Below are 24,899 nucleotides of genomic sequence, written 5' to 3' on the forward strand. Positions count from 1 at the left end.
TCAAGGCGTCAAAGAAAAGTTTCTATCCGCTAGTAGCGCGGATTGACGGCCATTGGCGACCAATCTCCGGCCCCGATCTTCGAAAGAGACATGGCAGACAGTGCAATGGGGTCATCAACGTCTATTTGGCGCCTTGGGCGCTGGAGGCGGTTGACCAGGATCAACTGGTTTGACATGGGTAATGCGATCGGGCTGTAAATCGGGCACGGCTGAACGTCAGCATCGACCTTGGCCGTTCCCGAAACCCGTTCGCACAAGTGCGCATCCGTCACATGCCGCTACGTGGCGCGATTCGCCAGACCGTGTTACCTACGTCGTCCGCCACGAGCAACGCCCCGTGCGCATCCAGTGCGACGCCAACGGGCCGTCCTACCGCGTGGCCATCCGCGGTCAGAAAGCCGCTCAGGAAATCCTCAGGAGCGCCAGCAGGTTTTCCGTCGACGAAAGGCACGAACACAACCTTGTAACCAGCGTGCGGCTTGCGGTTCCACGAGCCGTGCTGGCCGACAAATGCGCCGCCTCGATAGTGCGCGGGAAACAGCGTTCGGTCGTAAAAGACGAGACCTAGCGAAGCCGTATGATTGCCCAGCGCATAGTCCGGTGCAATCGCCGCAGCAACGCGGTCGGGACGTTGCGGTTTGACTCGCTGGTCGACGTGCTGGCCGTAGTAGCTGTAGGGAAAGCCATAAAACGCGCCATCTTTTACCGCGGTCATGTAGTCCGGTACGAGGTTGTTGCCCAGATCGTCCCGCTCGTTGACCGCCGTCCACAATGCGCCGCTGTCGGGTTGCCACGAGAGGCCATTGGGATTGCGCAGTCCCGTCGCATACGGACGCAAACCGCCGGTTTTCACGTCGAACTCGAGTATCCGTGCGCGGTCCTGCTCGGCGTCGATGCCATTTTCGCCCGCGTTGCTATTCGATCCCACCGTGATATAGAGGTGCTTGCCCGAGCGGTCGGCGAGAATATTCTTGGTCCAGTGGTGGTTGATCGGACCGGCTGGCAAATCGGCGACCTTGACCCCGGGGCCGGTGATCTGTGTGGCGCCTTCGGCATAGTCGAAACGCAGGAGAGCGTCCGTATCGGCCACGTAGAGTTCATTGCCAATCAGCGCCATTCCGAACGGCGAATGAAGGCCGCCAATAAACACGGTTTGCATCTGGGCAACGCCCGTGTTGTTCGCGTCGCGTAGTAGCACGATACGATCGGGACTGCTCACGCCCGCGCCCGCGCGCTTCATTACCTGCCGTCTGACCCAGCCGAACAGGCCGCTTCCTTCGTCGTGTTCTTTCGGTGCATCGCTTTCCGCCACGAGCACGTCACCGTTGGGCAGCGTGTAAATCCAGCGTGGGTGCGCGAGGCCGCCGGCGAACCGGGTGACGGAAAAACCGTCGGGGGCGCTCGGCATAGAGCCATCTGGGCGCGCCTGAACAGGCGCGATGTTGACCATCGGAAGCAGCGTCGATTGCGGAGCCGGCATGGCGGGCGAGGCGCCGAAACCGTTATCAGCAGAACTCGATGGGCCGATCGCGCACGCGGTCAGCGGCAAGATCAGTAAAACTACCAGACGTTTGAATAGGCGCATTTTTTCTCTTGGCGATCGGCTTTGGGGATGCTGCTCAAAGCTGTGCAGCAAGAAGCCTGCCTATCAGGTGGCAGGACGCGGCATTGGCCAATTTCCCGGTTCCATGCGCGGCATCAGATTTCCTTAAGATAAGGTCGTTAGCATTGTTTAGAATGGATATCTGTTTGTCGGCAGTCGATCTGGGTTGCCGCCACGCGTTTTATCAATTCAATGCGGTACGGGAAACATCGAGGAGAGGGAGTGGCTAAAGTTCTGCAAGGTACGCGTCCGGCCTATGACGCAGTCGCACGCACGCTACATTGGCTAACTGTCCTGTTGATCGCGGTGCAGTTCGTGATCGGATGGACGATGCCGGACATACACAAGGACACACAGCCCGTTGGCCTGATTGCCTGGCATCTCGGCGTCGGCTCGGCGCTGATCGCCGTCATGGTGATTAGAGTGATCTGGCGTTTGACTCACTGGCCGACGCCGGACGAGTTGCCGCCGCTATTGAGCGTCGTCTCGCGCATCACGCATTTTCTGCTTTACGCTGCGCTGGTGGTGGTGCCGCTGCTTGGCTGGATCAACGCGTCTTCACGCGGCTGGACAGTCAGTTTGCTGGGCCTTGTGCCATATCCGGCACTCAGCGAACAGGGCTCGGCTTTTGGCCACGAAATGGGTGATGTGCACGGCGTTCTCGCATGGGTGCTCTTCGCGCTGATTGCGCTGCATGTGGCCGCGGCGGTGTTCCATCGCGTTGTTCTGAAAGACCACGTACTGCAACGCATGCTGCCCCAGGCGGGGCCGTCGAATAATTCGCCGCGAAACCGCTGAGGTCTGGCCCCGACGATCAGTCAGCCCGGCACCAGCGGCCGGAATCGGGGCACACAATGGCCTGTTCGCCGTTCACCCGGATTTGTTCCGCATCCAGGTGCAATGAGGTCGAAGGGGCGGTGTCGAAGGTGACACCCAGTGCATGCGCCACATGGGTATTTTCGATGGGAAGCTCCCAGGTCAGGAAGATCTGGGTGCAATCCCGATCAGGCGCGAACTCGGCCGCATCAAAACCGCTGCTGTGGCGCTGAATGACGCCATGAGGCTGGCCCGTGTCGAATATCACGACCGTTCCTCGCGAGAGAGGAATGCGCCGGCCCAAAGACGGGAAATGCAGGTCCAGCCCCTTGTCCTGACTCATGAAGAGATTGCAGAAGGCCGCGCTGCCATATTGCTCGGCGTCATGGTGATACCGCGCGCCGCAGCAGGCCATCAGGGCGACGTCGCTGGCGGCAAGCACCGCGGGCATTCCTAGCGCTGACGTCCAGTCGGACACGGCCTGCACGCAGCGCGAATAGTCGGGCCAGCGCATCCGCGCTCGCGCGAGAGGCATGGTTTCGACGTCCCCGGGTTCGAGGACCATGCGCGACGCTATCTCCCGTTCCCAATCCGCAAGCAGGCGTACAGGTGGGACAGGCACGTCGAGCGAGCCTGAGAGCACGATGTCGCTCACGCGTCGACTGCGAATGGCGTCGCCACTCCAGAAATGGGAAGTCAGTATGTCCGGCACTTGATGCTGTTAGGGGATGTCATCTGGCCATTGTAACGATTCGACCGGGCCGCTTTGGCACATTGGCCGGGAACGGTCTCTCGCGGCCAGCGGCTTCCCCCTGGCATCGGCGAAAAGGGCTGCGCGGCGGACTTCTCCGCGCTCATCAGATCGACAGCCTCCGGGCGCTGCGTCAATGACCCAGGCCGGTACTGGCGATCTGGTGCTCCACGTACTGCGCGAATAGCGCGTGCAGGTGCGTGGTCGGATGAAGGTCGTCGGCGAACATGTACGTCTGGTCCGCGTTGGCGCTCACGTAGGTTGGCGGCGAGCACAGCAGTGCCGTGTCGTCGGGCGTTTTCTTGGGGTCGCAAGCAACGCCGGTGTTCGACACGGCGAAGCCGTTGGCCTGAAAATTCGCCATGATTCCATTCAGCCAGGTATAGGAATCGATCTGGATGACCTTGCCCTGCAGGCCATCGGTCTGCAACGCGGCGTTCAGGCTGCTGTTGAACAGCTGCGATAACTGGGTCAAGTTAGCCCCGCCATCGGACGAGGCGATGCCGTGCGGCGACAGTCCGATATTCGGCAGATTGACCACCACGACATGCGTGGCGCCGTTCTGGACGATCTGACCGACAACCTGAGCGAGGGTCGCAGCCGCCGTGTTGATCGTCTGCGCAGCAGCTGGCAGCGCCCCGGCGCGGAGCACATCGTTCGCGCCCGCCCAGACGAGCACCAGTTGATTCGAGTTGAAACTCCCGTGAGCGGCCAGATAGCTCGAAACCTGCTGATTCACCGGCATTTCGATGTTGCCGATCACGCTGGTCAGAAAATCGGACTGGTTTGCCGGCGTCGCCACCGTGGCGCCACCCTCCGCATAGCCGAGGCCGCCTTGCGCGCTGAGCTTATGCGTGATGTCGATGGTGTACGCGACATTTAGCGTGTCGCCGTAGTATTGCGCGATATTCTGAGTCCACACCTGTCCGGGATTGGTCGTGAAACGTCCTCCGCCAACCGCGCCGGCGATTGGCGCGTAGGTTCCGACATCCGAAAGGCTGTCTCCGAACGAGACAATTTGCAGATGGACGCCGCCTGCCGGCGTCGCCGTGCTGCCATTATTCGAACTGCCATCGTGCCCACCGCACGCCGAAAGTAGTGAGACCGCGACGGCAAAAATTGCAGCGCGTACCGTGTCATTCATTCCTCGCATAACGACTCTCCCTGAACTGGCGGGGAGGTCCGGCCACGTTGCGGGATGATCGCGCGTCGCCTTCCCGACAAGCACATTGCCGAAGCAAGAAGCGTGCGCTATTGCGCCTGCGGCGGCGGATGGCTGGCTCACTGAGCGCGGCACAAGCGACCCACGGCTTCCATAGAGTCGAACCCTCCCTGCGCCTTTTACCCACCCGAATCGGGTAGGTGGGCGCTAAATTGCCCGACGGGTGGCGTCGCACTCCTATACTCGGCAAAGCGCGTTCCGGCGTGACGGTACGCGTCGCGAGACTTCTCTCACGTTATCCGGTCTCTCAGCTTTCCCCGTATGTCCGAATCCAATGAACACTCAGGAGACGTGCGCGTCTCCCCCAGACTCGCTATCGAGCCCGTCACCGGTACGAGATTGATTCCGCCTCGGGCGGCGCGCCAGCTCATGCCGCGCGAAGCCTTGATGGCGCGCCTGCTCGAAGCGCGGCGGCAGCGTTGCGTGGTGATTCAGGGGCCGGCCGGCAGCGCCAAAACCAGCACGATGCTGGCCCTGCGGCAAGCCATGCTGACGCTGGATTTCGACGTGGCCTGGCTGTCGCTCGCGCCTGAGGACGACGACCTGACCGCGTTCTTTCACGGTCTGCTCGCGAGCCTTGCCAGCGTGGATCCGGCGATCGCGCGCGAAGCGGAACTGCTGGTCGGCCGTGAAAGCGACGAGACGGCGGTCGAGCATTGGGTGATCACGCTCGTTCGCGGGATTGCGCGCCGCAAGCGCGAGCTCGTGCTGATGCTAGACGACGTTCATTACCTTCAGAACGCCCGGATTCTCGAAGCGATGCGCTGGCTGCTCGACTACGCGCCACCGCAGCTTCATGTCGTGCTGGCATCGCGGCGGGCGCTGCCCGTTTCGCTGGCGCGCCTGCGCTCGCAGGGTCTCGCGACCGAACTCGATCGACGGGATCTGCGCTTTTCGGCCGAAGAATCAGAGCGGTTCTTGCGCGAGCAACTCGGCGACATCGCAAAACGGGACGCGCAGGTCGTGCATGAACTGACCGACGGCTGGGCGGCGGGCCTGCAATTGTTCGCGATCGACCTGAAGACCCGCAAAGGCGCGGCCTTCGCGCCTGCAACGGTGCGCGACGCCGAGACGTTCGCCCGCTACTTCGAACGCGAAGTGCTGGTGCGCCTCGCGCCGGACGATCTGCTTCTGCTCACTCGCGCGGCGTTGTGCGAACGATTTTGCGCACGCCTTTGCGCGAGCTTGATGCAGCATGCAGACGCGGTTGCAGACGTCGCCTCCCGACTCAGTCGCCTGGAGGGCGACAATCTGTTCATCAGCCAGATTGGTGTCGGGCAGGACGGCGAAACCTGGTATCGCCTGCATCCTCTGCTGCGCGAGGTGCTGCAGCGCCGGGTCGCCGGGCTGCCGGCCGCGGAATTGCGCGAACTGCATGCGGCGGCCTGGCAGTGGCTCAGTGAGCAAGGTTATGTCGACGAAGCCGTGCACCACGCCGTGCTGGCCGACAACGCACAGGCTGCCGCCGACCTCGTGGAGGGCTGCGCGCACGATCTGCTCGCGCGCGGCGAACTCCGGCAGCTGGCGGGCCTGGTGCGCCGGTTGCCTCCGGCGCAGATCGCCGCGCGTTTCGATCTGCGCGTGATCACCGCCTATCTGCAAATGTATGCGGGGGAAACCGATGCGCTCATGCAGAGCATCCAGCAGATAGCGTCGCGCAGCGAACGGCCGGACCCGCGTCAGCGCTACGCGCTCGCGCTGCTTCGCGGTGGCCTCGCGCTACAGCGCGACGACACGGATTCGGTCGTCGCGCTATTGCCTGAACTGCAGCGCGTCCCCGCGGACGCGGACGATTTCACCCGTGCGGGTCGCGGCAATATCCTCTCGTGGATGTTCATCCATCGTGGTGAATATGAACAGGCGCGCAAGGTGTTGGAGGAAGGTGCGCCGCATGGCGGCGCGCCGCGCGGCATCCTGCTTGGCCGGTGCATGAGCGGTATGACGCACGCCGCCGAGGGGCAGGTGCTGCTCGCCGAGCGGGTCTTTTGCGACGTGCTGGCGGAAGCGGAAAAACAGGGGCCGGCCTACGTCGGCATTGCGTGTATGGCCGCGGCGCTGCTTGGCGAAGCGCTCTACGAACTGAACGATGTCGATGCCGCACTCGGTCTGTTGGACGAACGCATCGACGTGCTAGAGCGTGTGTCGATTCCGGACACCGTGTTGCGAGCGCTGGTGGTGCTCGCCGGCGCGCACTGGTTCGCGGGCCGTCGGCTCGAGGCGCGCGACTATCTCGATCGACTCGAAGACTACGCGAAGCGTCATGGTGTGGATCGTCTACTCGCCAACGCACTCTGCTTGCGCTCCCGCTGGCTGCTGGAAGAAGGCAGTCTCGATGAAGCCGAGGCGGCGCTGCTGCGCTGCGAAGCGCTCGCGGCGCGTTATGCCGGCGCGGCACGCAGCACGGCATGGGAAATCAGCGTCTGCGCCGATCTTGCGCGCATTCGCATGTGCCTGCATCTGAACGATTTCGACGGCGCGATGAATCGGCTCAAGCCCCTCAGCGCGCTGTCCGAAGCGGGAGGGCGGTGGTGCCGCGTAGCCGGGTTGCGGTTGCAGATGTCGATTGCCGAGATGGGGCGCCACAACGAGAGAGCGGCGCGTGAGCATCTGGTCGAGGCGCTGCGTCTCGGGCATCGGCTGGGGCTGATGCGCAGCCTGCTGGACGAGCTTGGACCCTGCCGGCAGATTCTTGACCCGCTGCCGTCGGAACCGGGCTTCGACCCCGTTCTCGCTTTCTATGCCCAACGGCTGATCGAAGCCGGGCAGGCAACGGCGCCTGCCGCGCCACAGACGGCTGCGATGCACGTGCCGATCCAGTCGCTCAGCGAACGCGAAAACGAGGTACTGGGTCTGCTTGCACTTGCATTGCCCAACAAGAAGATTGCGCGGGTCATGGACGTTTCGCTCGATACGGTGAAGTGGCACCTGAAGAACATCTACAGAAAGCTCGAAGTGTCGGGCCGCGATGGCGCCGTCGCCAGGATGCGCGACGCGGGCGCGCGATAAACGCCGTCTCATCCGCAGTCCTCCATCCGCCTACCCCCACTCTACGGGGGTAGGCTCGCTCCCCACCCCCGCCACGCACAATGCGTTTATGGAAGCAGCCGGCCGGCAAACCCGGTCCGCGCTGCCAACGCATTCAATCGATAAGGAGCGTGCGGTGGAAGTCAAACGTAATGTCTATCGCGAGGATCACGAGATGCTGCGTGAAACCGCGCGGCGTTTCTTCGAACGGGAATGCCTGCCGCGTCAGGCGCAGTGGGACGAGGCCGGCTGTGTCGATCGCGAGACGTGGTTGAAGGCGGGGCGGGAAGGTCTGCTGTGTGTGACCGTCCCGGAAGAATACGGCGGTGGCGGCGGCGATTTCGGTCATTCGGCGATCGTCGCGGAAGAGTTGCATCGTGCGGGCGTGTCGGGTTTCAGCTATTCCGTGCACTCCGATATCACCGCGCCGTACATCGTGCGCCTCGGCACCGAAGAGCAGAAACGCAACTGGTTGCCGCCCATTTGCCGCGGCGAAAAGATTCTCGCCATCGCGATGACCGAGCCCGGCACGGGCTCCGATCTGAAGTCGATCCGTACCACCGCGGTGCGCGATGGCGACGACTACGTGATCAACGGCAGCAAGACGTTCATCTCCAACGGCCTGAACTGCGACATGGTGGTGGTGGTCTGCAAGACCGACCCGTCGGCGGGTGCGAAGGGCGTGAGCCTGATCATGGTCGAAACCGACCGCGCCGGTTTTCGCCGTGGCCGCAAGCTCGAGAAAGTCGGGCAGGCCGCGGCTGACACTGCCGAACTCTTTTTCGACAACGTGCGCGTACCGGCAAGCAACCTGATCGGTAACGAGAACGGCGGCTTCATTCACCTGATGGAAGAGTTGCCGCAAGAGCGCCTGATCATCGCGGTGTATTGCGCCGCGAAGCTGGAGCGGCAACTCGAACTGACGTTGCAATACGTGAAGGACCGTCGCGCTTTCAATCAAACCGTGTGGGACTTCCAGAACACCAAATTCAAGCTGGCCGATGTGAAGGCGCAAGCCGTCGCGGTCCGCACGCTGGTCGATTACTACATCCGCGAGCACATGGAGCGCAAGCTCACGCTGCAGGAAGCGGCCATCGCCAAGCTCTTCGCGACCGAAGCGATGTGGAAGTGCATCGACGAAATGGTCCAGTTGCATGGCGGTTACGGCTACATGCTGGAGTATCCGATTGCCCGTGCCTTTGCCGACATGCGCGTCACGCGCATTTTCGGCGGGACCAGCGAGGTTCTGCGGGATCTGATCTCGCGCAAGCTTTAAGTCTCCTTACCTTTTGAGGCAGCATCATGAGCGAAAAAGTACTGGTAGCGGGCGTCGGCATGATCCAGTTCGCCAAACCCGGCGCGAGCCAGAGCTACACCGAAATGGGCGCTGAAGCGACCCGCCGCGCGCTGGCCGATGCGGGCATTGCGTACGACCTCGTAGAGCAGGCATTCGCGGGCTACGTCTACGGGGACTCCACGTGTGGCCAGACCGCGCTGTACGAAGTGGGCATGACGGGCATTCCGATCGTCAACGTCAATAACAATTGCTCGACGGGTTCGACCGCGCTTTATCTGGCGCGCCAGGCAATCGCGACCGGCGACGCCGACTGCGTGCTCGCGCTCGGCTTCGAGCAGATGCAGGCGGGTGCATTGAAATCGCACTGGGACGACCGGCCGGTGACGCGTGCGCGTTTCGTGCCGATCATGCACGGCCTCACCGCCGACCTCGCGCATCTTCCGCAGGCGCTGCGCACGTTCGGCGGCGCGGGCCGCGAGCATATGCAGCGTTACGGCACGCGCATGGAAACCTTCGCCGCGGTGCGCGCGAAGGCGAGCCGCCACGCGGCCAACAACCCGCTCGCACTGTTCCGCAAACAGGTGACGACCGAAGACGTGATGAACGACACGGTGCTGATACCCGGCGTGATGACGCGTCTGATGGCCTGCCCGCCGACATGCGGCGGCGCGGCGGCGATCCTCGTCTCCGAGAAGTTTGCGAAGAAGCATGGCTTGCGCACCGGTGTGCAGATCGTTGCGCAATCCCTCACGACGGATCCGCCGGCTTCGTTCGATCCGCCGTCGATGCTGAACTACGTCGGCACGCACATGACGCGTTCGGCCGCGAACAAGGTCTACGAACAGGCCGGTATCGGACCGGAAGACATCGACGTGTGCGAGCTGCACGACTGTTTCGCGCACAACGAAGTCATCTGCTACGAATCGCTTGGGTTCTGCCCGGAAGGCGGCGCCGAGAAGTTCGTCAACGACGGTGACAACACGTACGGCGGCAAGGTGGTGGTCAATCCGTCGGGCGGCCTGCTTTCCAAGGGGCATCCGTTGGGCGCGACCGGCCTCGCGCAGTGTTATGAGTTGACCCACCAGTTGCGCGGCACCGCTGACCAGCGCCAGGTGCAAGGCGCGAAGCTCGCGCTTCAACACAACCTGGGCCTGGGCGGCGCGTGTGTCGTGACGCTGTACGGCAAGCACTGAACGCGTGAGCGCAGGCCGGCGGCAAGTCGTTTCCTGCGCAAACGTCTGGATAGCAAACAGCACTGAGGATTTCCCATGCAGCAGCTTTGCAAGAATCGCGTTGTAGTCGTCACCGGCGCCGGTCGAGGCCTCGGACGTGAATACGCTCTGGAGTTCGCCCGTCAGGGGGCGAAAGTCGTCGTCAACGATCTCGGCGGCAAGGGAGATGGTTCGGGCGCGGCGAGCGGCCCCGCGCTTGATGTGGTCGCCGAAATCGAAGCGCTCGGCGGCGAAGCTGTCGCGAACTTCGACGACGTGGCCGACTGGCAGGGCGCGAAGAACATGATCGACACGGCGATTTCCGTTTTCGGCGGACTCGACGTGCTGGTCAACAACGCGGGCATTCTGCGCGATCGCACGCTGGTCAACATGAGCGAGGAAGACTGGGACTCGGTGATTCGCGTACACATGCGCGGCACTTTTGCGCCGTCACGCCACGCCGCCGCATATTGGCGCGAGGAGGCCAAGGCGGGTCGCGAGCGGGTGGCGCGGCTCATCAACACCAGTTCGTCGTCGGGTCTGTACTGCAATCCTGGCCAGGCCAACTATGGCGCGGCGAAGGCCGGTATCGCCGCCATGTCGGTGATTGCGGCTCGCGAACTGGAGCGCTATGGTGTGACCGTGAATGCGATCTATCCGACCGCAATGAGCCGCCTCACCGAAGACATCTTCGCGAAGCGGCGCGACGAATTCACCGCGGGCGCCGCACCGGGCTTCGATCCGCTGGATGCCGGCAATGTCGCGCCCCTCGTGGCATGGCTGGGCAGCAGTGCGTCGAGCGGTATCACCGGGCGTGTGTTTGGCGTGCGCGGTGGCCGTATCACGGTGGCCGAAGGCTGGCATGCCGGCCCGCGCATCGAGAAGGACGGGCGTTGGGATGCGGCGGAACTCGGTGCTTTGATACCGGGGTTGGTGGAGCAGGCCGCGCCGAATGCGCTGACCTCCGGCGAAATTCCGGAGACGGTAGCGTAAGCGCCCGAAACCTTCACGCATCGCAGGAGAGTCTGCATGAGCGGAACCCCGAAATACCTCGGCGACCATGCCGAACTGACACCGGATAAGGCCGCCGCGATCAACAGCACGAGCGGCGAGGTGTTGACCTATCGCGAACTCGACGAGCGTTCGAATCGCTTCGCGCAGTGTCTGTACGCAGCGGGGCTGCGGCGCGGCGACCATATCGCGATGGTGCTCGAGAACAACATGCGCTGCTTCGAGGTGTGTTGGGCGGCGCTGCGTTCCGGCTTGATGATCACGCCGGTCAACCGCTACCTGACCGCGGCGGAAGCAGCCGGCATCATCGAGGACAGCAACGCGCAAGTGGTGGTCAGTTCGTATGCAATGCGCGAGCTCGCGGCCGGACTGACCAGCATGATGCCGACGTGCCGTCTGCGGCTGATGGTCGACGGCACCATTGCCGGCTGGGAAAGCTATGAAGCCATGACCGGCCGCTATCCCGCCAGTCGTCTTGACGATGAATGGCTGGGCGCCATGATGATCTATAGCTCGGGCACGACCGGCCGTCCGAAGGGCATTATTCGCGCGCAGCCTCAGGGCCGGGTGACCGAAGGTTCCGGTTCCGCGCGCCGCCCGCAATTCGAGCGCTACGGTTTTGACGCGCAAACGGTGTATCTGTCGCCGGCGCCGCTCTATCACACCGCGCCGCTCGGCTACGGCATCGAGACGCAGTTCGGCGGCGGCACCGTGGTCTTCATGGAGAAGTTCGATCCGCTCGAAGCGCTGCGGGCGATCGAGCGCTATCGCGTCACGCACAGCCAGTGGGTGCCGACCATGCTGATCCGGCTGCTCAAGCTCGGCCCCTCGCTGCGCGATGCATTCGACCTGTCGAGCCACCGGGTGGCGATTCATGCGGCCGCACCGTGCCCACAGGAGGTCAAGCGGCAGATGATCGACTGGTGGGGGCCGATCATCGAGGAGTATTACTCGTCGACTGAGGGCAATGGCGTGACCACGCTCAGCACCGAGGAGTGGCTCGCGCATCCCGGTTCGGTGGGCCGCCCGCTGCTCGGCGTCATTCATATCTGCGATGACGACGGCAACGAGTTGCCGGTCGGCGAAACCGGCACCGTCTATTTCGAGCGGGACCAGTTGCCGTTCCACTACCACAACGATCCCGACAAGACCCGTGCCGCACAACATCCCCGCTATCCGGCGTGGACGGCGGTCGGCGACATAGGTCATGTGGATAGCGACGGCTATCTGTATCTGACCGATCGCAAGGCGTTCATGATCATCTCCGGCGGAGTCAACATCTATCCGCAAGCGATTGAAGACGCGCTGGCCGTGCATCCCGATGTGCAGGATGCGGCGGTGATCGGCGTGCCCGACGCCGAGATGGGCGAGCAGGTCAAAGCGATTGTCGAACCGATGCCCGGCGTGGTGCCGTCGGACGCGCTCGCGGAACGGCTATTGGCCTACCTGCGTACGCGAGTGGCGCGCTACATGGTGCCGCGCTCGATCGATTTCATCGACGCGATGCCGCGCCTGCCTACCGGCAAGCTGTACAAGCAGGCACTGCGCGAGCGCTATGACGCACGAGCGGAGCGTGCGGATTCATAACCCGCAGACGCGCAGCGGCGAGGCGACTACAAAAATCTGGAGTGAGACGTGAACAACCTGTTGGATGCTTTCCACCTGACGGCGCTGCCCGCCGCGGCCGAAGCGTTCCGTGCGGACGTGAAGCACTTTCTTGACGAGCACCTGCCAGCGGCGCCGGACGATGTTCGTGCCCGTTCCTGGATGGGCTTCGACGCGGAGTTCAGCCGACGTCTCGCGGCGCGCGGCTGGATCGGGTTGACCCTGCCGGCGAGTTACGGCGGCGCGGGCATGGACGCGTTCCGACGCTTCGTGCTGGTCGAGGAACTGCTGGCCGCGGGTGCGCCGGTCGCGGCACACTGGATCGCCGACCGTCAAAGCGGGCCGTTGATTCTGCGTTACGGCACCGAGGCGCAGAAGGACTTCTACCTGCCGCGCATCTGTGCTGCGAGCGCGTTCTTTTGCATCGGCATGAGCGAGCCCGACTCGGGTTCCGATCTCGCGAGCGTGCGAACCCGTGCGGTGCGCTGCGACGGCGGCTGGCGTCTGACCGGGCGCAAGATCTGGACGACCAACGCGCAGCATTGCCAGTACATGATCGCGCTGGTGCGATCGTCGGGCGTGCCGGAGGATCGGCAGAAGGGGCTGTCGCAGTTCATCGTCGATCTGTCGCTGCCCGGCGTCGACGTGCGGCCGATCGTGGATCTCACTGGCGACGCCCACTTCTCCGAAGTGACGTTCGACAACGTATTCCTAGCCGACGATGCGTTGATCGGCGACGAAGGCGCCGGCTGGCAGCAGGTCACAGCCGAACTGGCTTTCGAACGCAGCGGCCCTGAGCGGCTTTATTCGAGCGTGGTGCTGCTCGACTGCTGGCGCGCGCAACTGCGCCGCCACGGCGCGAACGACGCCGACCTCGCCTTGCTCGGCGGCTTCGCAACGCAACTGGCCACGCTGCGCTGCCTGTCGATCGCGGTGACCGCGAGACTCGCGCATGGCGAAAGCCCGGTGGTCGAGGCGGCGCTCGTCAAGGACATCGGCACCGAGTTCGAACAGGCCATTCCCGCGCAACTGGAAGCGGCGATCAGCGCCGACCCTGCCCAGACCATCGATCCCGAGTTGTATCGCACGGTGGCCTACCTCAGCCAGATCTCGCCGACCTTCTCGCTGCGCGGCGGCACGCGCGAAGTGCTGCGCGGCATGATCGCGCGCGGTCTTGGTTTGCGCTAACCCATCTGGACGAGGAAGAGACCTGCATGTTCACCGAAGCCATTGAAGCTATTCTGCGCGACCGCGCAACCCCCGAAGCGATCCGCGCGATCGAGAACGGCGGCGCGCCCGCGTCTATCTGGAACGCAGTGGGGGAGGCCGGCTTTCTGGAGTTGCTGACGCCGGAAAGCGACGGCGGCGCCGGACTGTCCTTGCCGGCAAGCGCGCCGGTTTTCACGGCCCTTGGACGCTATGCGGTCCCCGTGCCGCTCGCACAGAGCATCGCGGCGCGCGCGCTTCTGCGCGGCACCGGAGTCGCAGCGCCTGCCGACATGACGACGCTCGCCGGCGCTTGCCGCAGTGGCGAGAATGGCGCGTTGGAGGCGCCTCAGGTGCCGTTCGGCATGACCTGTGACCACGTACTGGCCAATGTCGACGGTGATTTGCTGCTGCTCGACGCCGCGCGAGCCGAACGCAAACCCTGCGGCGTGCACGGCAGCTTTAGCGGCACGCTGCGTTGGGGCATCGATGCCGTGCCCGCGCCGCTCGGCGCGAACGGCGAAGAGGTGCTGCGGTTCAGTGCTGCGATCCATGCGGCCGCTATCGCCGGCGCGATGGATCGCGTGTTCGCCATGACGCTGCAGTACTGCAACGATCGCTCGCAATTCGGCAAGTCGATTGGCAAATTTCAGGCGGTGCAGCATCAGTTGAGCGTGATGGCCCAGCACGTGGCGTCGGCCGGGATGGCATCCGAACTGGCGTTCTCAGGCGCGGGCGCCGTGCCCGAGCGGCTCGCGACAGCGATCGCCAAAGCGCGCACGAGCATGGCGGTGCCGCTGGTGGCGTCGACGGCGCATGCGTTGCATGGCGCAATCGGCGTCACCGCCGAATACGATCTCCAGCTCTATACGCGCAGGCTGCATGAATGGCGCATGGCGGACGGCTCGGAGGCATTCTGGAATCGCATGGTGGGGAACGCGGTGCTCGCGCAGCAGCACGGCACGTTCGCGGACTTCGCGCGAACCGCGCCATGCGCCGCCGCATGAAGAGGCGAACGGCAGAGAGCGCATCTGCTCACGCCGCTCCGGCGTCAGCGGAAAACCTATACAGCAGCGGAGACGATTAGACATTCTATGAGCCAATTTCTGAAGTACGAACAGGACGGACACATCGTCATGCTGACGATGAACGAACCGGAACGACGCAATCCGCTCACCGGCAACACAGCGGTGGAGGAGTTTCTGACGGCGACCGCGCGCATCGAAGCCGACCGTTCCGTGCGGGCCGTCATCCTGACGGGCGCCGGCACGGCGTTCTCGTCGGGCGGCAATATCCACGACATGGAACGGCATGCGTCGGGCACGCTGCCCGGCATGGAGATTCGCCAGGACTACCGGCGCGGTATTCAGCAACTTCCGCTGGCGTTGTTCAATCTGGAGGTGCCGGTCATTGCCGCCGTGAATGGCGCGGCGATCGGCGCGGGACTCGACCTTGCCTGCATGTGCGATATCCGCATTGCGTCCGAGCTTGCAAAATTCGCCGAGAGCTTCGTCAAGCTCGGCATCATTCCCGGCGACGGCGGCGCGTGGCTGCTGCCGCGCATCATCGGTTTATCGCGCGCCGCGGAGTTGACCTTCACGGGCCAGATGATCGACGCGCAACAGGCGCTCGAATGGAACCTGGTTTCCCGCGTCGTGCCACACGGCGAACTCCTCACCGTCGCGCAAGGCCTCGCGCGTTCGATCGCCGCCAACCCGCCTCACGCAGTGCGGCTGGCCAAGCGCTTACTGCGCGAAGGCATGCATTGCCGGCTGGATACGCTACTGGAAATGTCGGCGGCTTATCAGGCGCTCTCGCATCAAACGGCAGACCATCGCGAGGCGGTTGCGGCGTTCATCGAGAAACGGTCGCCGTCGTTCAATGGATAGAGCGACCGCCGATCGTCTGGCATGCGACGGCGCTCGCGAGCCGGCAACCACGCAGCGCTTTCGCACACGCATTACCGATTGCTTCGGCATTCGCCATCCGATCCTGCTCGGCGGCATGCATCACCTCGGCCAGTCGGGCATTGTCGCGGCGGTGGTGAACGCGGGTGCGATGGGCTTTATCACCGCGCGCTCGTTCAGCAGTGCGGATGCACTGCGCAGCGATCTACGCCGTTGCAGAACGCTGACCGAGGGCCGACCCTTCGGCGTGAATCTGACGTTGTCGCGCCGCGCCGAACTGAATCGTGACGTCGCCGACTGGATCAGGATCGCGCTCGAAGAGGGCGTGCGTCACTTTGAAAGCGCGGGCGCGTCGCCCGAGCAACTGGTAGAGCCGATTCGACAGGGCGGCGGTGTGTTGATTCACAAATGCCCGAGCGTGCGCCATGCCGTGAGCGCGCAGCGCCTCGGCGTGGATGCACTCGCGTTGGTCGGCCTTGAAGAAGGCGGCCATCCCGGCGCCAATCAGCTTTCCGCATTCGTGAACGGGGCTTATGCGCTAGAGAAGATTCATGTTCCGCTCGTGTTCGGCGGCGGTATCGGCAACGGTCGTCAGATTGCCGCCGCGCTTGCGCTAGGCGCCGACGGCGTGGTGATGGGCAGCCGCTTCATGGTCGCCTCGGAAATCGCCGCACACGATGCGTTGAAGCAGCGCATTGTCGCCGCCGACGCGCATTGCTCGACCGCGATCCTCGCATCGCTCGGCGACACCTGGCGCGTGCTGGATAACGAGGCGGCGCGCGAGGTCCAGCGGCTCGAAGCCGCGGGTGCTCGCCGGCACAGTGACTTCGGCGATCTGATCCTGTCGTCGCGGACGCGGCAACGCGTCTATCAGGACGGCGACGTGGAGGCCGGCATCGTGTCGCTCGGACCGGCAGGCGGCTTCGCGGACGCGATTGTTCCGGCCGCGCAGATCGTCGAGCAATTGATCGGCGACGCGGCGCAGGCAGCACACGCGTTCGCGCAGCGCGTTGTCGGCGCGGACGCGCGCTCGTGTCCTGCGTCCATGTCCGTGGCCTGAACACCTCTTGCCTCGCGTGCGTGCGCGAGATCCGGTGAGGTTCGCAGCACGGCGGCCTTAAACGCTCATACACAGCCAAGGAGACCAGCATGTATCTGACCCAGGGCCTGCATCGCTCGCTTCAGCAGAACCCGGACCGGGTGGCGATTTCGTTCAAGGGACGTCGGCGGACGTTTCGCGAGTTCGCGGATCGGGCCGCGCGTCTGGCGGCCGCGTTGCGTGGAATCGGCATGGCAGCGGATGATCGCATCGGCATGCTCGGGCTCAATTCCGACCGCTACCTCGAATACGTAATGGGCGTGTGGTGGGGCGGTGGCGTGTTGAACCCGGTCAACATTCGTTGGAGCGTGGCGGAGATCGCCTATTCGCTGAACGATTGCGACACGCGCATCCTGATCGTCGACGACCACTTCGCCGATATCGCGCCGGAAGTGTGCGCGCTCGCCCGGACCGCGCCGATCCTGATTCATGCCGGCGACGGCGCGGCGCCGCCCGGCATGCTCTCGTTCGACGCGTTGATCGCGGCCGCTGCGCCGATGCCTGACGCCGGCCGTGGTGGCGCCGATCTCGCGTGCATCATGTACACCGGTGGCACGACCGGCTTTCCGAAGGGCGTGATGCAGACGCATCTGAACGTCTGGTCGTCGTGCATCATGCGGATTGCCGAGTCCGCGCCCTTACCCGATAGCGCGGTTTTGCATGCGGCGCCGTTCTTCCATGTCGCCGGGCTCGGACGCGCGCTCGTGCAGTTCATCGCCGGCGAGGCGCACGTCGTCATTCCGGCCTTCGACGCGGACGAGGTGCTCAAGGCGATCGGCGAGGAGCGCGTAAGCGACACGCTGCTCGTGCCGACCATGATCCAGACGGTGCTCAATCATCCCGACTTTGCCCGCACCGATCTGACCAGCCTGAAGCGCCTCACCTACGGCGCGTCGCCGATCCCGGAAACGCTATTGGACCGGCTGATCGAAGCCTTGCCAAATCTGCAGCTCGCGCATTCTTACGGGATGACCGAGGCGTGTCCGAGCATTTCGGCGAACTCACCTTCCAACCACGATGAAGCGGGCCGCAAAAGCGGCCTGTACCGCTCGATCGGTCGCGGCTTGCCGGGACTGATGGTGAAGGTGGTCGATAGCGACGGCGAGGAAGTGCCGCGCGGCACGGTCGGCGAGATCGTCGTGCGCGGACCGAACGTCATGGCCGGCTACTGGAAGAAGCCTGAGGAGACCGCGCAGGCCGTTTGCGACGGCTGGCTGCACACCGGCGACGGCGCGTACATGGACGCGCAGGGTTATCTCTACATCGTGGACCGCATCAAGGACATGATCGTCAGCGGTGGCGAGAACGTTTACTCCGCCGAAGTGGAGAGCGTGATCGCGCGGCATCCCGCGGTCGCCGCCTGCGCGGTCATCGGAATTCCGCACGACACGTGGGGCGAGGCCGTGCATGCCGTGGTGGTCTGCAAGCCTGGCGAGACGCTCAGCGAAGACGATATTCGCGGACATTGCCGCCTGTTCATCGCCGCCTATAAGTGCCCGAAGACCGTCGAGTTCCGGGAGCAACTGCCGCTGTCGGCTGCCGGCAAGGTTCTGAAGCGGGACATCCGTGCGCCGTACTGGGCGGGCAGGCAACGCAACATTAATTGACCAGCCTCGCCATCCCGCGCCATGGCGTTCGATGTGGTTGAGGACACCAGGACTACCCATACCGAATGGATTGAGTTGTTATTTTTTAAATAAGTATAACTAATACAAAAGGAGGAAAATCTGTGAGGAAGTCGCTCTGTCAATGACGCTGATGGACATGGCAAGCGGAGCGACGGGCGTGGATCTAAGGATGCGACAAACCTTCCAGGCGGAATCGAATTGCCTGCTTGATGTTCCCGGTAGCACTCGAATGAGGTTGGCAGTTCACTCATTCCGCGTGGCATGAATGACGATATTTCTAAAACTCCGTGAATGTTGCGGACCGGTAAGAATAGGAGACGGGCATGCATTTGCCATCGCAGACAATAGACGTAAAGCAGTTCATCGACAACCGAAGCTTCTCGCACTATCAATGGCTCGTCATCGCCTTGTGTTTTCTGATTCTCACAGTCGACGCGTATGACATTGCCGCCATCGGCTATGCGGCGCCATCACTCATTGGCGAGTGGCATATCACGAAAGCCCAACTGGGCACTGCAATGAGTTCCGGCGTGCTGGGAATGACGGCTGGCGCGCTGCTCGGGGGGGCGCTCTCAGACTGGAGCAGCCCTAAACGGGTGTTGATCCTCATGATGATGACGTCCGCAATCGGGAGCATCCTGACCGCGTTGGCCGGCAGCGTTGCCGCACTCGCGGCACTGCGCTTTATCACCGGCTTGGGGTTGGGGGCGGCGATGCCGGTGGCGTTAACGGTTGTGTACGAATACACCCCAACTCGCCGCGGTCCGCTTCTCGTCAATTTTGTGAATTGTGGCGTCATGCTGGGCGCGGCGGCGTGTGGACTGATTGCGGCGGTCCTGGTCCCCGCGTTTGGCTGGGCGAGCATTTTTGTCGTCGGCGGCGTGGTACCGCTCGTCCTCGCCGTAGTGTCGATATTCGTGCTGTCCGAGCCGCTGCGATTCATGGTATCGCGAGGCTTGCCGTCAGAGCGCGTGGCAGCTGTGTTGCGACGCATCGCCCCCGATACATCCTTCGACGGGGCTCACTTCGTGATTTCAGAGGACGTGGAAACCCGGGGAAAGCAGGGCGTGTCAGTGATTTTGTCGCGCGGTTTCCGGTTCGGTACGCTGATGCTGTGGTGCGCCTACTTCTGTGCTGCGTTTGTGTATTACCTGTTGAACGGCTGGATGCCGCTGTTGCTTCGGGGCAGCGGCGTTACCACTAGTCAGGCTTCCTTCATTACCGGGCTGTTCTCGCTAGGCGGTATGGCAGGCACCCTTTGCCTGGGGTGGTTGATGGGGCGCTTCGAGAAGAACAGCGTCGTGGCGATTGCCGTTGCCGGCGGGGCGCTGGCCATCTGGCTACTCGGCGAGCAAAAGGGCAGTCTCATGCTTCTCGCGGTCAGTACGTTTGCTGCCGGCGTGTGCGTGAATGGCGCGGTGATGTCGATGGCGGCTTTGGCTGCGTCGTTCTATCCAACCAGCGGCCGCGCGACCGGCGTGTCGTGGATGACCGGCATGGGCCGGTTCGGCGGTATGTTGGGTCCGGTTGCAGGCGGGTTGATGCTGAAATTCAACCTCGACGTGAGCACGGTGTTTTCGCTGCTGGCGATTCCACTGTTGATCCAGGCGGTGGCGCTGTGGCTGAAACGTTCCGTAACCGACGGCTCCGCACCGGTCGAATACCCGTCGAATCTCGCGTGAACCTCGCGTGAACCGTCGCGCGCTCAGGCGTGGGTCGATTGTATAAGCTGCCTCGCGCGAGGCAGCGCAACGATCCCGGGCACCGGTCAGCTCCCGTGTGCCCGAGCACTACAGCAAAAAGGACGTTGAAATGCCCAGCAAGATTGCCCCCCATGAAGGCGCCACGGTGGGCGCGCTGTACCGTTCGGTCTTTAAGGCCTTTGCGTCGTGCGAAGCCCTCGTGGGTGATGGCGTGCGGCTAAGTTATGAAGAGCTTGCTTGCCGTTGCAAGCGTATGGTGGCTTATTTCGAGTCCGTCGGAGTTCGCCCCCAGGATGGCATCGGGCTATTGTCAGGCAACAGTCCTGATGCGGTGGTCGTGCTGATCGCCGCGCAACTGTTCGGACTGCGTCTTATCCCGTTGCATCCGCTTGGCTCTGAGGATGATCATGCGTATGTGCTGCGCGATAGCGGAATGAAAGTGCTGGTGGTGGACACCGCCCGCTATGCCGAGCGCGGGGCCGCATTGGCACGCCTCGGTATCGTCGGGCACGTGCTCACGCTGGGTCCGTCTGCGTTTGGCACAGATATCCAGGTGGCCTCGGCCAGCATGGGCCCTTCCGAAGCGGAATATGACGCCCAGCCCGACGACATTGCCAAGATCTCCTATACCGGAGGCACAACTGGGCAATCCAAGGGCGTGCTCCAACGGCATCGCGCAATCGTAACGATGACACTGCAGCAACTGGCGTGCTGGGAATGGCCGGCGCAGCCTCGTTTCCTCGCGGCAACGCCGATCTCCCACGCAGCGGGCGCGTTCATCCTGCCCACCTTTCTACGCGGCGGCACGGTCTTCTTTATGGACAAGTACCACCCGGAGCGATTCCTCGAGACTATTCAGACCCACGGCATTAATTGCACGTTTCTTGTTCCCAGCCAGATCTACGGGCTGCTCGAGTCGCCGGTCCTCGGCGACTACAACCTGGCGAGTCTGCAACGCCTCTGGTACGGGGCGTCTCCTATCACGCCCGCGCGTCTGCAGGAGGGACTGCAGAAGTTCGGTCAGATCTTTGGGCAGATTTATGGTCAGGTGGAAGCCCCCATGACGGTGAGCTATCTGCGCTCGGACGAGCACGATCCTGCGAGGCCGCATCTGCTGGCTTCTTGTGGCCGTGTACTTCCCGGCAACGAAGTCAGACTGCTCGACGCCGATCACGCGGAAGTGCCGGCCGGCGAGGTCGGCGAGCTTTGCGTGCGTGGATCGCTGGTCATGTCGGGTTACCTGAACCGGCCTGACGAAACCGATAAAGCCTTCGCGGGTGGCTGGCTGCACACGGGCGACATGGCACGTAGGGATGCAGAGGGCTATGTGTATCTGGTCGACCGGGCCAAGGACATGATTATTTCCGGCGGTTTCAACGTCTATTCCAGCGAAGTGGAGAACTGTCTCGCGCTCCATCCGGCGGTGGCCATGTCTGCCGTGATTGGTGTGCCCGATCCGAAGTGGGGCGAAGCCGTGACCGCCGTGGTCGTGCTGAAACCACAGGCGACGGTGAGCGCACGCGCGTTGATCGAGTTCGTTGCTGCGCGCAAGGGCGTCGTGTCGGCGCCGAAGACTCTATTCTTCGAAACTGCTTTGCCTCTGACGGCGATCGGCAAGGTCGACAAGAAAGCCATTCGCGCAAAGTACTGGGTGGGTCAGGATCGTCAGGTCAGCTAGCGACAGCGGCGGTTCAGCGTCTTGTCAAAAGAGCTCGCGCTATATCAGTGGCCGTTAGATTGACCCGCCCTGCTACCCGACCGGGGTGGTGCCGGTTTGCGCGCATTCTGGCTTACTTCTACTCAGGCAGGGCCGACTTCAACGGTGGGTGCCAACCAATAACGGTGCGCGCGGCGCACCGTCATGCAAAACGCAGAGTGGAGGGACGATGGGTGTTTTGAGCGGTATTCGCGTGCTGGAATTCGAGGCGATCGGTCCGGGGCCCTTCGGCGCCATGTTGCTGGCCGATATGGGCGCAGATGTCTTGCGTATCGACCGGCCGCTTCCACCTGCCGATCTGGGGCCGAAGACCAACGGCAAGCGTGCGGACGTCACAGGGCGCGGCCGTCGCTCGGTCACGCTCGATCTGAAGCAGCCGCAGGCGGTCGAGGCCGCGCTGGATCTGATGTCGCGCGCCGACGTCGTGATCGAAGGGTTTCGCCCCGGCACGATGGAACGTCTCGGGCTTGGACCGCAAGCCGCTTTGGCTCGCAACCCGCACCTTGTGTACGGGCGCATGACCGGCTGGGGGCAAACGGGTCCGCTAGCCGAGCGGGCAGGCCACGATCTGAACTACATCGCACTGTCCGGCGTGTTGTCGGGCATTGGCCGCGCCGATGAGCCGCCCGTGCCGCCGTTGAACCTCGTGGGCGACTACGGCGGTGGTGGCATGCTGCTGGCGTTGGGTGTGGTGGCGGCATTGTTCAACGTGCAGCGCGGCGGCGCGGGCCAGGTCGTCGACGCCGCGATGATCGAAGGCGCGGCGCAGTTGGGCTCGGTGATCTGGGGTCTGCTCGCCTCGGGTAACTGGCGGGAAGAGCGCGCCAGCAATCTGCTGGATGGCGGCACGCCCTGGTACGACAGTTATCGCACGAAAGACGGCGGCTACATGGCGGTTGGCGCGGTCGAAGCGCGCTTTTACGCGGAGCTTCTGTCGAAGCTCGGCCTCGCGCAAGCGGGCCTGCCGGCACAGCACGATCGCAGCGGCTGGCCCGTGCTGCGCGAACGATTTGCAGCGGCCTTTCTCACGCGCACGCGTGACGAATGGTGTGAGGTGTTCGAAGGCAGCGATGCATGTGTTGCGCCGGTGTTGAGCTTCTCGGAAGCGCCGGCGCATCCGCAACACCGTGCTCGCGGCAGCTTCGTCGAGGTAGCGGGTGTCGTGCAGCCGGCGCCTGCGCCGCGCTTTTCCGCGACGCCTTCGACGATCGCGAAGCCGGCCCCGCAGCGCGGTGAACACGGCCTGGCCGCATTACGCGATTGGGGCTTCGACGAAGCCGCTGTTGCACGCATGCGCGATCACGGCTTGGGCTACCGGCCTGAAGCGTAAAGCGCCATCAGAAAAGACAAGTTGGGTTTGGAGACAAAAGATGAAAGTACTGGTCGCGGTGAAACGCGTGGTGGACTTCAACGTCAAGGTTCGAGTCAAGTCGGACGGCTCTGGCGTCGAGTTGGCGAACGTCAAGATGAGCATCAATCCGTTCGATGAAATCGCCGTCGAAGAAGCGGTGCGTCTGCGGGAAAAAGGCGTGGTCAGCGAAGTGATCGCGGTGTCGTGCGGCACGAGCGCCTCTCAGGAGACTTTGCGCACGGCGATGGCGATCGGCGCGGATCGCGGCATTCTGGTCGAGACGGATGCAGAGTTGCAGCCGCTCGCCGTCGCCAAGCTGCTGAAGGCGCTGGTCGACAAGGAGCAACCGCAGCTGGTGATTCTCGGCAAGCAGGCGATCGATAACGACTGCAACCAGACCGGGCAGATGCTGGCGGCGCTCGCTGGTTTTCCGCAGGCCACGTTTGCAAGCCGGGTGGAGGTGTCGAACGATTGCGCGACGGTGACGCGCGAAATCGATGGGGGGCTCGAGACGTTGCGGCTCAAGCTGCCGGCGGTGGTCACGAGCGACTTGCGCCTGAACGAACCGCGCTATGCGACGCTGCCCAACATCATGAAGGCGAAGAAAAAGCCGCTCGATGTCGTCACGCCGGAACAACTCGGCGTGGATGTCGCGCCGCGTCTTAAGGCGCTCAGCACGACGGAGCCGGCAGGGCGCAGTGCAGGCGTGAAGGTGCCCGATGTCGCGGCGCTGGTCGCGAAGCTCAAGAACGAAGCGAAAGTCATCTGAGGGAATCGATATGACTGCATCCAATCAAGTGCTGGTCGTGGCTGAACACGACCAGATTTCGATCAGGACCGCCACGCTGAACACGGTTGCGGCCGCCCTGCATTGCGGCGCCGAGGTTCATGTGCTCGTAGCCGGACATGAAGCAACCGGTGCGGCAAAAGCCGCCGCTGCGATCACAGGTGTTGCGCGCGTGCTTCACGCAGACGCGCCGCATCTCGGCGACGGTCTCGCCGAAAATGTCGCGGCCCAGGTTGTCGCGCTCGCAGAGGGTTACGGCCATATCCTGTTTCCGTCCACTAGCGCTGGCAAGAACGTCGCGCCGCGCGTCGCGGCGCTGCTCGACGTGGCGCAGGTCTCGGATATCGTTCGGCTGGTGAGTCCGGACACGTTCCAGCGTCCCATCTACGCGGGCAATGCGCTGGTGACGGTGCAAAGCAGCGACCCGGTGAAGGTGCTGACCGTGCGCGTGACGGGATTCGATGCCGTGCCGGCCGAAGGCGGCGCGGCGCACATTGAAACGGTCGACGCGGTTGCGGACAGTGGTTTGTCCACCTTCGTCGAACGCGTGGTCGCGAAAAGCGACCGGCCGGAGCTCGCCGGTGCACAGATCGTCGTGAGCGGCGGGCGGGCGCTTGGCAGCAGCGATCGATTCAACGAAGTCCTCACACCGCTCGCCGACAAGCTCGGTGCCGCGCTGGGCGCGAGCCGCGCGGCGGTGGACGCGGGATTTGCGCCGAACGACTGGCAAGTGGGCCAGACCGGCAAGATCGTCGCGCCGCAACTGTATGTGGCGTGCGGAATCTCGGGGGCGATTCAGCATCTGGCGGGCATGAAAGATTCGAAGGTCATTGTCGCGATCAACAAGGATCCGGAGGCGCCGATCTTCAGCATTGCCGATTACGGCCTGGAAGCCGATCTGTTCGATGCCGTGCCGCAACTGGTCAGCGCGATCTGAGGCTTCTCAACGCAGCATGGAAGG

19 protein-coding genes are annotated in these 24,899 nt (G+C 63.6%); 16 read left to right on the top strand and 3 right to left on the bottom strand.

All coding sequences use genetic code 11. The annotated features are described in order from the left end of the window. Window positions 1-268: 268 nt before the first annotated feature. Entirely contained in the window at window positions 269-1,585 is a 1,317-nt protein-coding gene (locus P0D70_RS06725) for a PQQ-dependent sugar dehydrogenase (protein ID WP_408183761.1), read from the bottom strand. Window positions 1,586-1,825: 240 nt separating this feature from the next. Between P0D70_RS06725 and P0D70_RS06730 the strand changes: the two genes are divergently transcribed. Beyond that, window positions 1,826-2,401: a cytochrome b gene (locus tag P0D70_RS06730; protein ID WP_177205130.1), complete on the top strand. Its 576-nt coding sequence runs from the start codon at window positions 1,826-1,828 to the stop codon at window positions 2,399-2,401. A 16-nt stretch (window positions 2,402-2,417) separates the two neighbouring features. On the opposite strand, the gene P0D70_RS06735 is transcribed toward P0D70_RS06730, so the two are convergent. Both P0D70_RS06735 and P0D70_RS06740 read right to left on the bottom strand, forming a co-directional pair. Further along, on the bottom strand, window positions 2,418-3,131 hold the full coding sequence (locus P0D70_RS06735) for a hypothetical protein (RefSeq protein ID WP_408183764.1): 714 nt from the start codon (window positions 3,129-3,131) through the stop codon (window positions 2,418-2,420). Between the two features lie 172 nt (window positions 3,132-3,303). Beyond that, window positions 3,304-4,323, bottom strand: a complete 1,020-nt coding sequence (locus P0D70_RS06740) for an SGNH/GDSL hydrolase family protein (protein ID WP_408183766.1) — start codon at window positions 4,321-4,323, stop codon at window positions 3,304-3,306. A gap of 330 nt (window positions 4,324-4,653) precedes the next feature. Between P0D70_RS06740 and P0D70_RS06745 the strand changes: the two genes are divergently transcribed. The 15 genes from P0D70_RS06745 to P0D70_RS06815 all read left to right on the top strand — a co-directional run bounded on the left by P0D70_RS06745 (window position 4,654) and on the right by P0D70_RS06815 (window position 24,875). Beyond that, entirely contained in the window at window positions 4,654-7,398 is a 2,745-nt protein-coding gene (locus P0D70_RS06745) for a winged helix-turn-helix domain-containing protein (RefSeq protein WP_408183768.1), read from the top strand. A gap of 154 nt (window positions 7,399-7,552) precedes the next feature. Further along, on the top strand, window positions 7,553-8,692 hold the full coding sequence (locus tag P0D70_RS06750) for an acyl-CoA dehydrogenase family protein (protein ID WP_091808985.1): 1,140 nt from the start codon (window positions 7,553-7,555) through the stop codon (window positions 8,690-8,692). A gap of 26 nt (window positions 8,693-8,718) precedes the next feature. Continuing rightward, a complete protein-coding gene (locus P0D70_RS06755) occupies window positions 8,719-9,906 on the top strand; it encodes a lipid-transfer protein (RefSeq protein WP_408183771.1) in 1,188 nt (395 codons plus the stop codon). Window positions 9,907-9,981: 75 nt separating this feature from the next. Further along, a complete protein-coding gene (locus tag P0D70_RS06760) occupies window positions 9,982-10,917 on the top strand; it encodes an SDR family oxidoreductase (RefSeq protein ID WP_408183773.1) in 936 nt (311 codons plus the stop codon). A gap of 36 nt (window positions 10,918-10,953) precedes the next feature. Next, a complete protein-coding gene (locus P0D70_RS06765; RefSeq protein WP_408183775.1) occupies window positions 10,954-12,522 on the top strand; it encodes an acyl-CoA synthetase in 1,569 nt (522 codons plus the stop codon). 48 nt (window positions 12,523-12,570) lie between these two features. Next, on the top strand, window positions 12,571-13,728 hold the full coding sequence (locus P0D70_RS06770) for an acyl-CoA dehydrogenase family protein (protein ID WP_408183777.1): 1,158 nt from the start codon (window positions 12,571-12,573) through the stop codon (window positions 13,726-13,728). Between the two features lie 26 nt (window positions 13,729-13,754). Then, window positions 13,755-14,753 (top strand): acyl-CoA dehydrogenase family protein, encoded by a 999-nt coding sequence (locus P0D70_RS06775; RefSeq protein ID WP_408183779.1) that lies wholly within the window; start codon window positions 13,755-13,757, stop codon window positions 14,751-14,753. An 87-nt stretch (window positions 14,754-14,840) separates the two neighbouring features. Then, window positions 14,841-15,635, top strand: a complete 795-nt coding sequence (locus tag P0D70_RS06780) for a crotonase/enoyl-CoA hydratase family protein (protein ID WP_408183781.1) — start codon at window positions 14,841-14,843, stop codon at window positions 15,633-15,635. After that, window positions 15,628-16,713, top strand: coding sequence for an NAD(P)H-dependent flavin oxidoreductase (locus tag P0D70_RS06785; protein WP_408183783.1), 1,086 nt, complete (start codon window positions 15,628-15,630; stop codon window positions 16,711-16,713). The genes P0D70_RS06780 and P0D70_RS06785 overlap by 8 nt, the downstream gene beginning before the upstream one ends. 89 nt (window positions 16,714-16,802) lie before the next feature. Further along, window positions 16,803-18,359: an acyl-CoA synthetase gene (locus tag P0D70_RS06790; protein WP_408183786.1), complete on the top strand. Its 1,557-nt coding sequence runs from the start codon at window positions 16,803-16,805 to the stop codon at window positions 18,357-18,359. A gap of 344 nt (window positions 18,360-18,703) precedes the next feature. Further along, window positions 18,704-20,062: an MFS transporter gene (locus tag P0D70_RS06795; protein WP_408183788.1), complete on the top strand. Its 1,359-nt coding sequence runs from the start codon at window positions 18,704-18,706 to the stop codon at window positions 20,060-20,062. Between the two features lie 130 nt (window positions 20,063-20,192). Beyond that, window positions 20,193-21,761 (top strand): AMP-binding protein, encoded by a 1,569-nt coding sequence (locus tag P0D70_RS06800; protein ID WP_408183790.1) that lies wholly within the window; start codon window positions 20,193-20,195, stop codon window positions 21,759-21,761. Between the two features lie 208 nt (window positions 21,762-21,969). After that, a complete protein-coding gene (locus P0D70_RS06805) occupies window positions 21,970-23,130 on the top strand; it encodes a CaiB/BaiF CoA transferase family protein (RefSeq protein ID WP_408183792.1) in 1,161 nt (386 codons plus the stop codon). A gap of 40 nt (window positions 23,131-23,170) precedes the next feature. Then, window positions 23,171-23,920: an electron transfer flavoprotein subunit beta/FixA family protein gene (locus P0D70_RS06810; protein WP_408183795.1), complete on the top strand. Its 750-nt coding sequence runs from the start codon at window positions 23,171-23,173 to the stop codon at window positions 23,918-23,920. Between the two features lie 10 nt (window positions 23,921-23,930). Next, on the top strand, window positions 23,931-24,875 hold the full coding sequence (locus P0D70_RS06815) for an electron transfer flavoprotein subunit alpha/FixB family protein (RefSeq protein ID WP_408183797.1): 945 nt from the start codon (window positions 23,931-23,933) through the stop codon (window positions 24,873-24,875). Window positions 24,876-24,899 lie beyond the last annotated feature (24 nt).

The sequence above is a fragment of the Paraburkholderia sp. RL17-381-BIF-C genome, from assembly GCF_046026435.1.
In the GTDB taxonomy this organism is placed as follows: domain Bacteria; phylum Pseudomonadota; class Gammaproteobacteria; order Burkholderiales; family Burkholderiaceae; genus Paraburkholderia.

Excerpts from the sequence above, each read along its gene's own strand:
- P0D70_RS06800 (WP_408183790.1), top strand. The coding sequence starts at position 20,193 with ATGCCCAGCAAGATTGCCCCCCATGAAGGCGCCACGGTGGGCGCGCTG.
- P0D70_RS06740 (WP_408183766.1), bottom strand. The coding sequence starts at position 4,323 with ATGCGAGGAATGAATGACACGGTACGCGCTGCAATTTTTGCCGTCGCG.
- P0D70_RS06765 (WP_408183775.1), top strand. The coding sequence starts at position 10,954 with ATGAGCGGAACCCCGAAATACCTCGGCGACCATGCCGAACTGACACCG.
- P0D70_RS06725 (WP_408183761.1), bottom strand. The coding sequence starts at position 1,585 with ATGCGCCTATTCAAACGTCTGGTAGTTTTACTGATCTTGCCGCTGACC.
- P0D70_RS06795 (WP_408183788.1), top strand. The coding sequence starts at position 18,704 with ATGCATTTGCCATCGCAGACAATAGACGTAAAGCAGTTCATCGACAAC.
- P0D70_RS06760 (WP_408183773.1), top strand. The coding sequence starts at position 9,982 with ATGCAGCAGCTTTGCAAGAATCGCGTTGTAGTCGTCACCGGCGCCGGT.
- P0D70_RS06775 (WP_408183779.1), top strand. The coding sequence starts at position 13,755 with ATGTTCACCGAAGCCATTGAAGCTATTCTGCGCGACCGCGCAACCCCC.
- P0D70_RS06810 (WP_408183795.1), top strand. The coding sequence starts at position 23,171 with ATGAAAGTACTGGTCGCGGTGAAACGCGTGGTGGACTTCAACGTCAAG.
- P0D70_RS06780 (WP_408183781.1), top strand. The coding sequence starts at position 14,841 with ATGAGCCAATTTCTGAAGTACGAACAGGACGGACACATCGTCATGCTG.
- P0D70_RS06785 (WP_408183783.1), top strand. The coding sequence starts at position 15,628 with ATGGATAGAGCGACCGCCGATCGTCTGGCATGCGACGGCGCTCGCGAG.
- P0D70_RS06755 (WP_408183771.1), top strand. The coding sequence starts at position 8,719 with ATGAGCGAAAAAGTACTGGTAGCGGGCGTCGGCATGATCCAGTTCGCC.
- P0D70_RS06745 (WP_408183768.1), top strand. The coding sequence starts at position 4,654 with ATGTCCGAATCCAATGAACACTCAGGAGACGTGCGCGTCTCCCCCAGA.
- P0D70_RS06805 (WP_408183792.1), top strand. The coding sequence starts at position 21,970 with ATGGGTGTTTTGAGCGGTATTCGCGTGCTGGAATTCGAGGCGATCGGT.
- P0D70_RS06790 (WP_408183786.1), top strand. The coding sequence starts at position 16,803 with ATGTATCTGACCCAGGGCCTGCATCGCTCGCTTCAGCAGAACCCGGAC.
- P0D70_RS06815 (WP_408183797.1), top strand. The coding sequence starts at position 23,931 with ATGACTGCATCCAATCAAGTGCTGGTCGTGGCTGAACACGACCAGATT.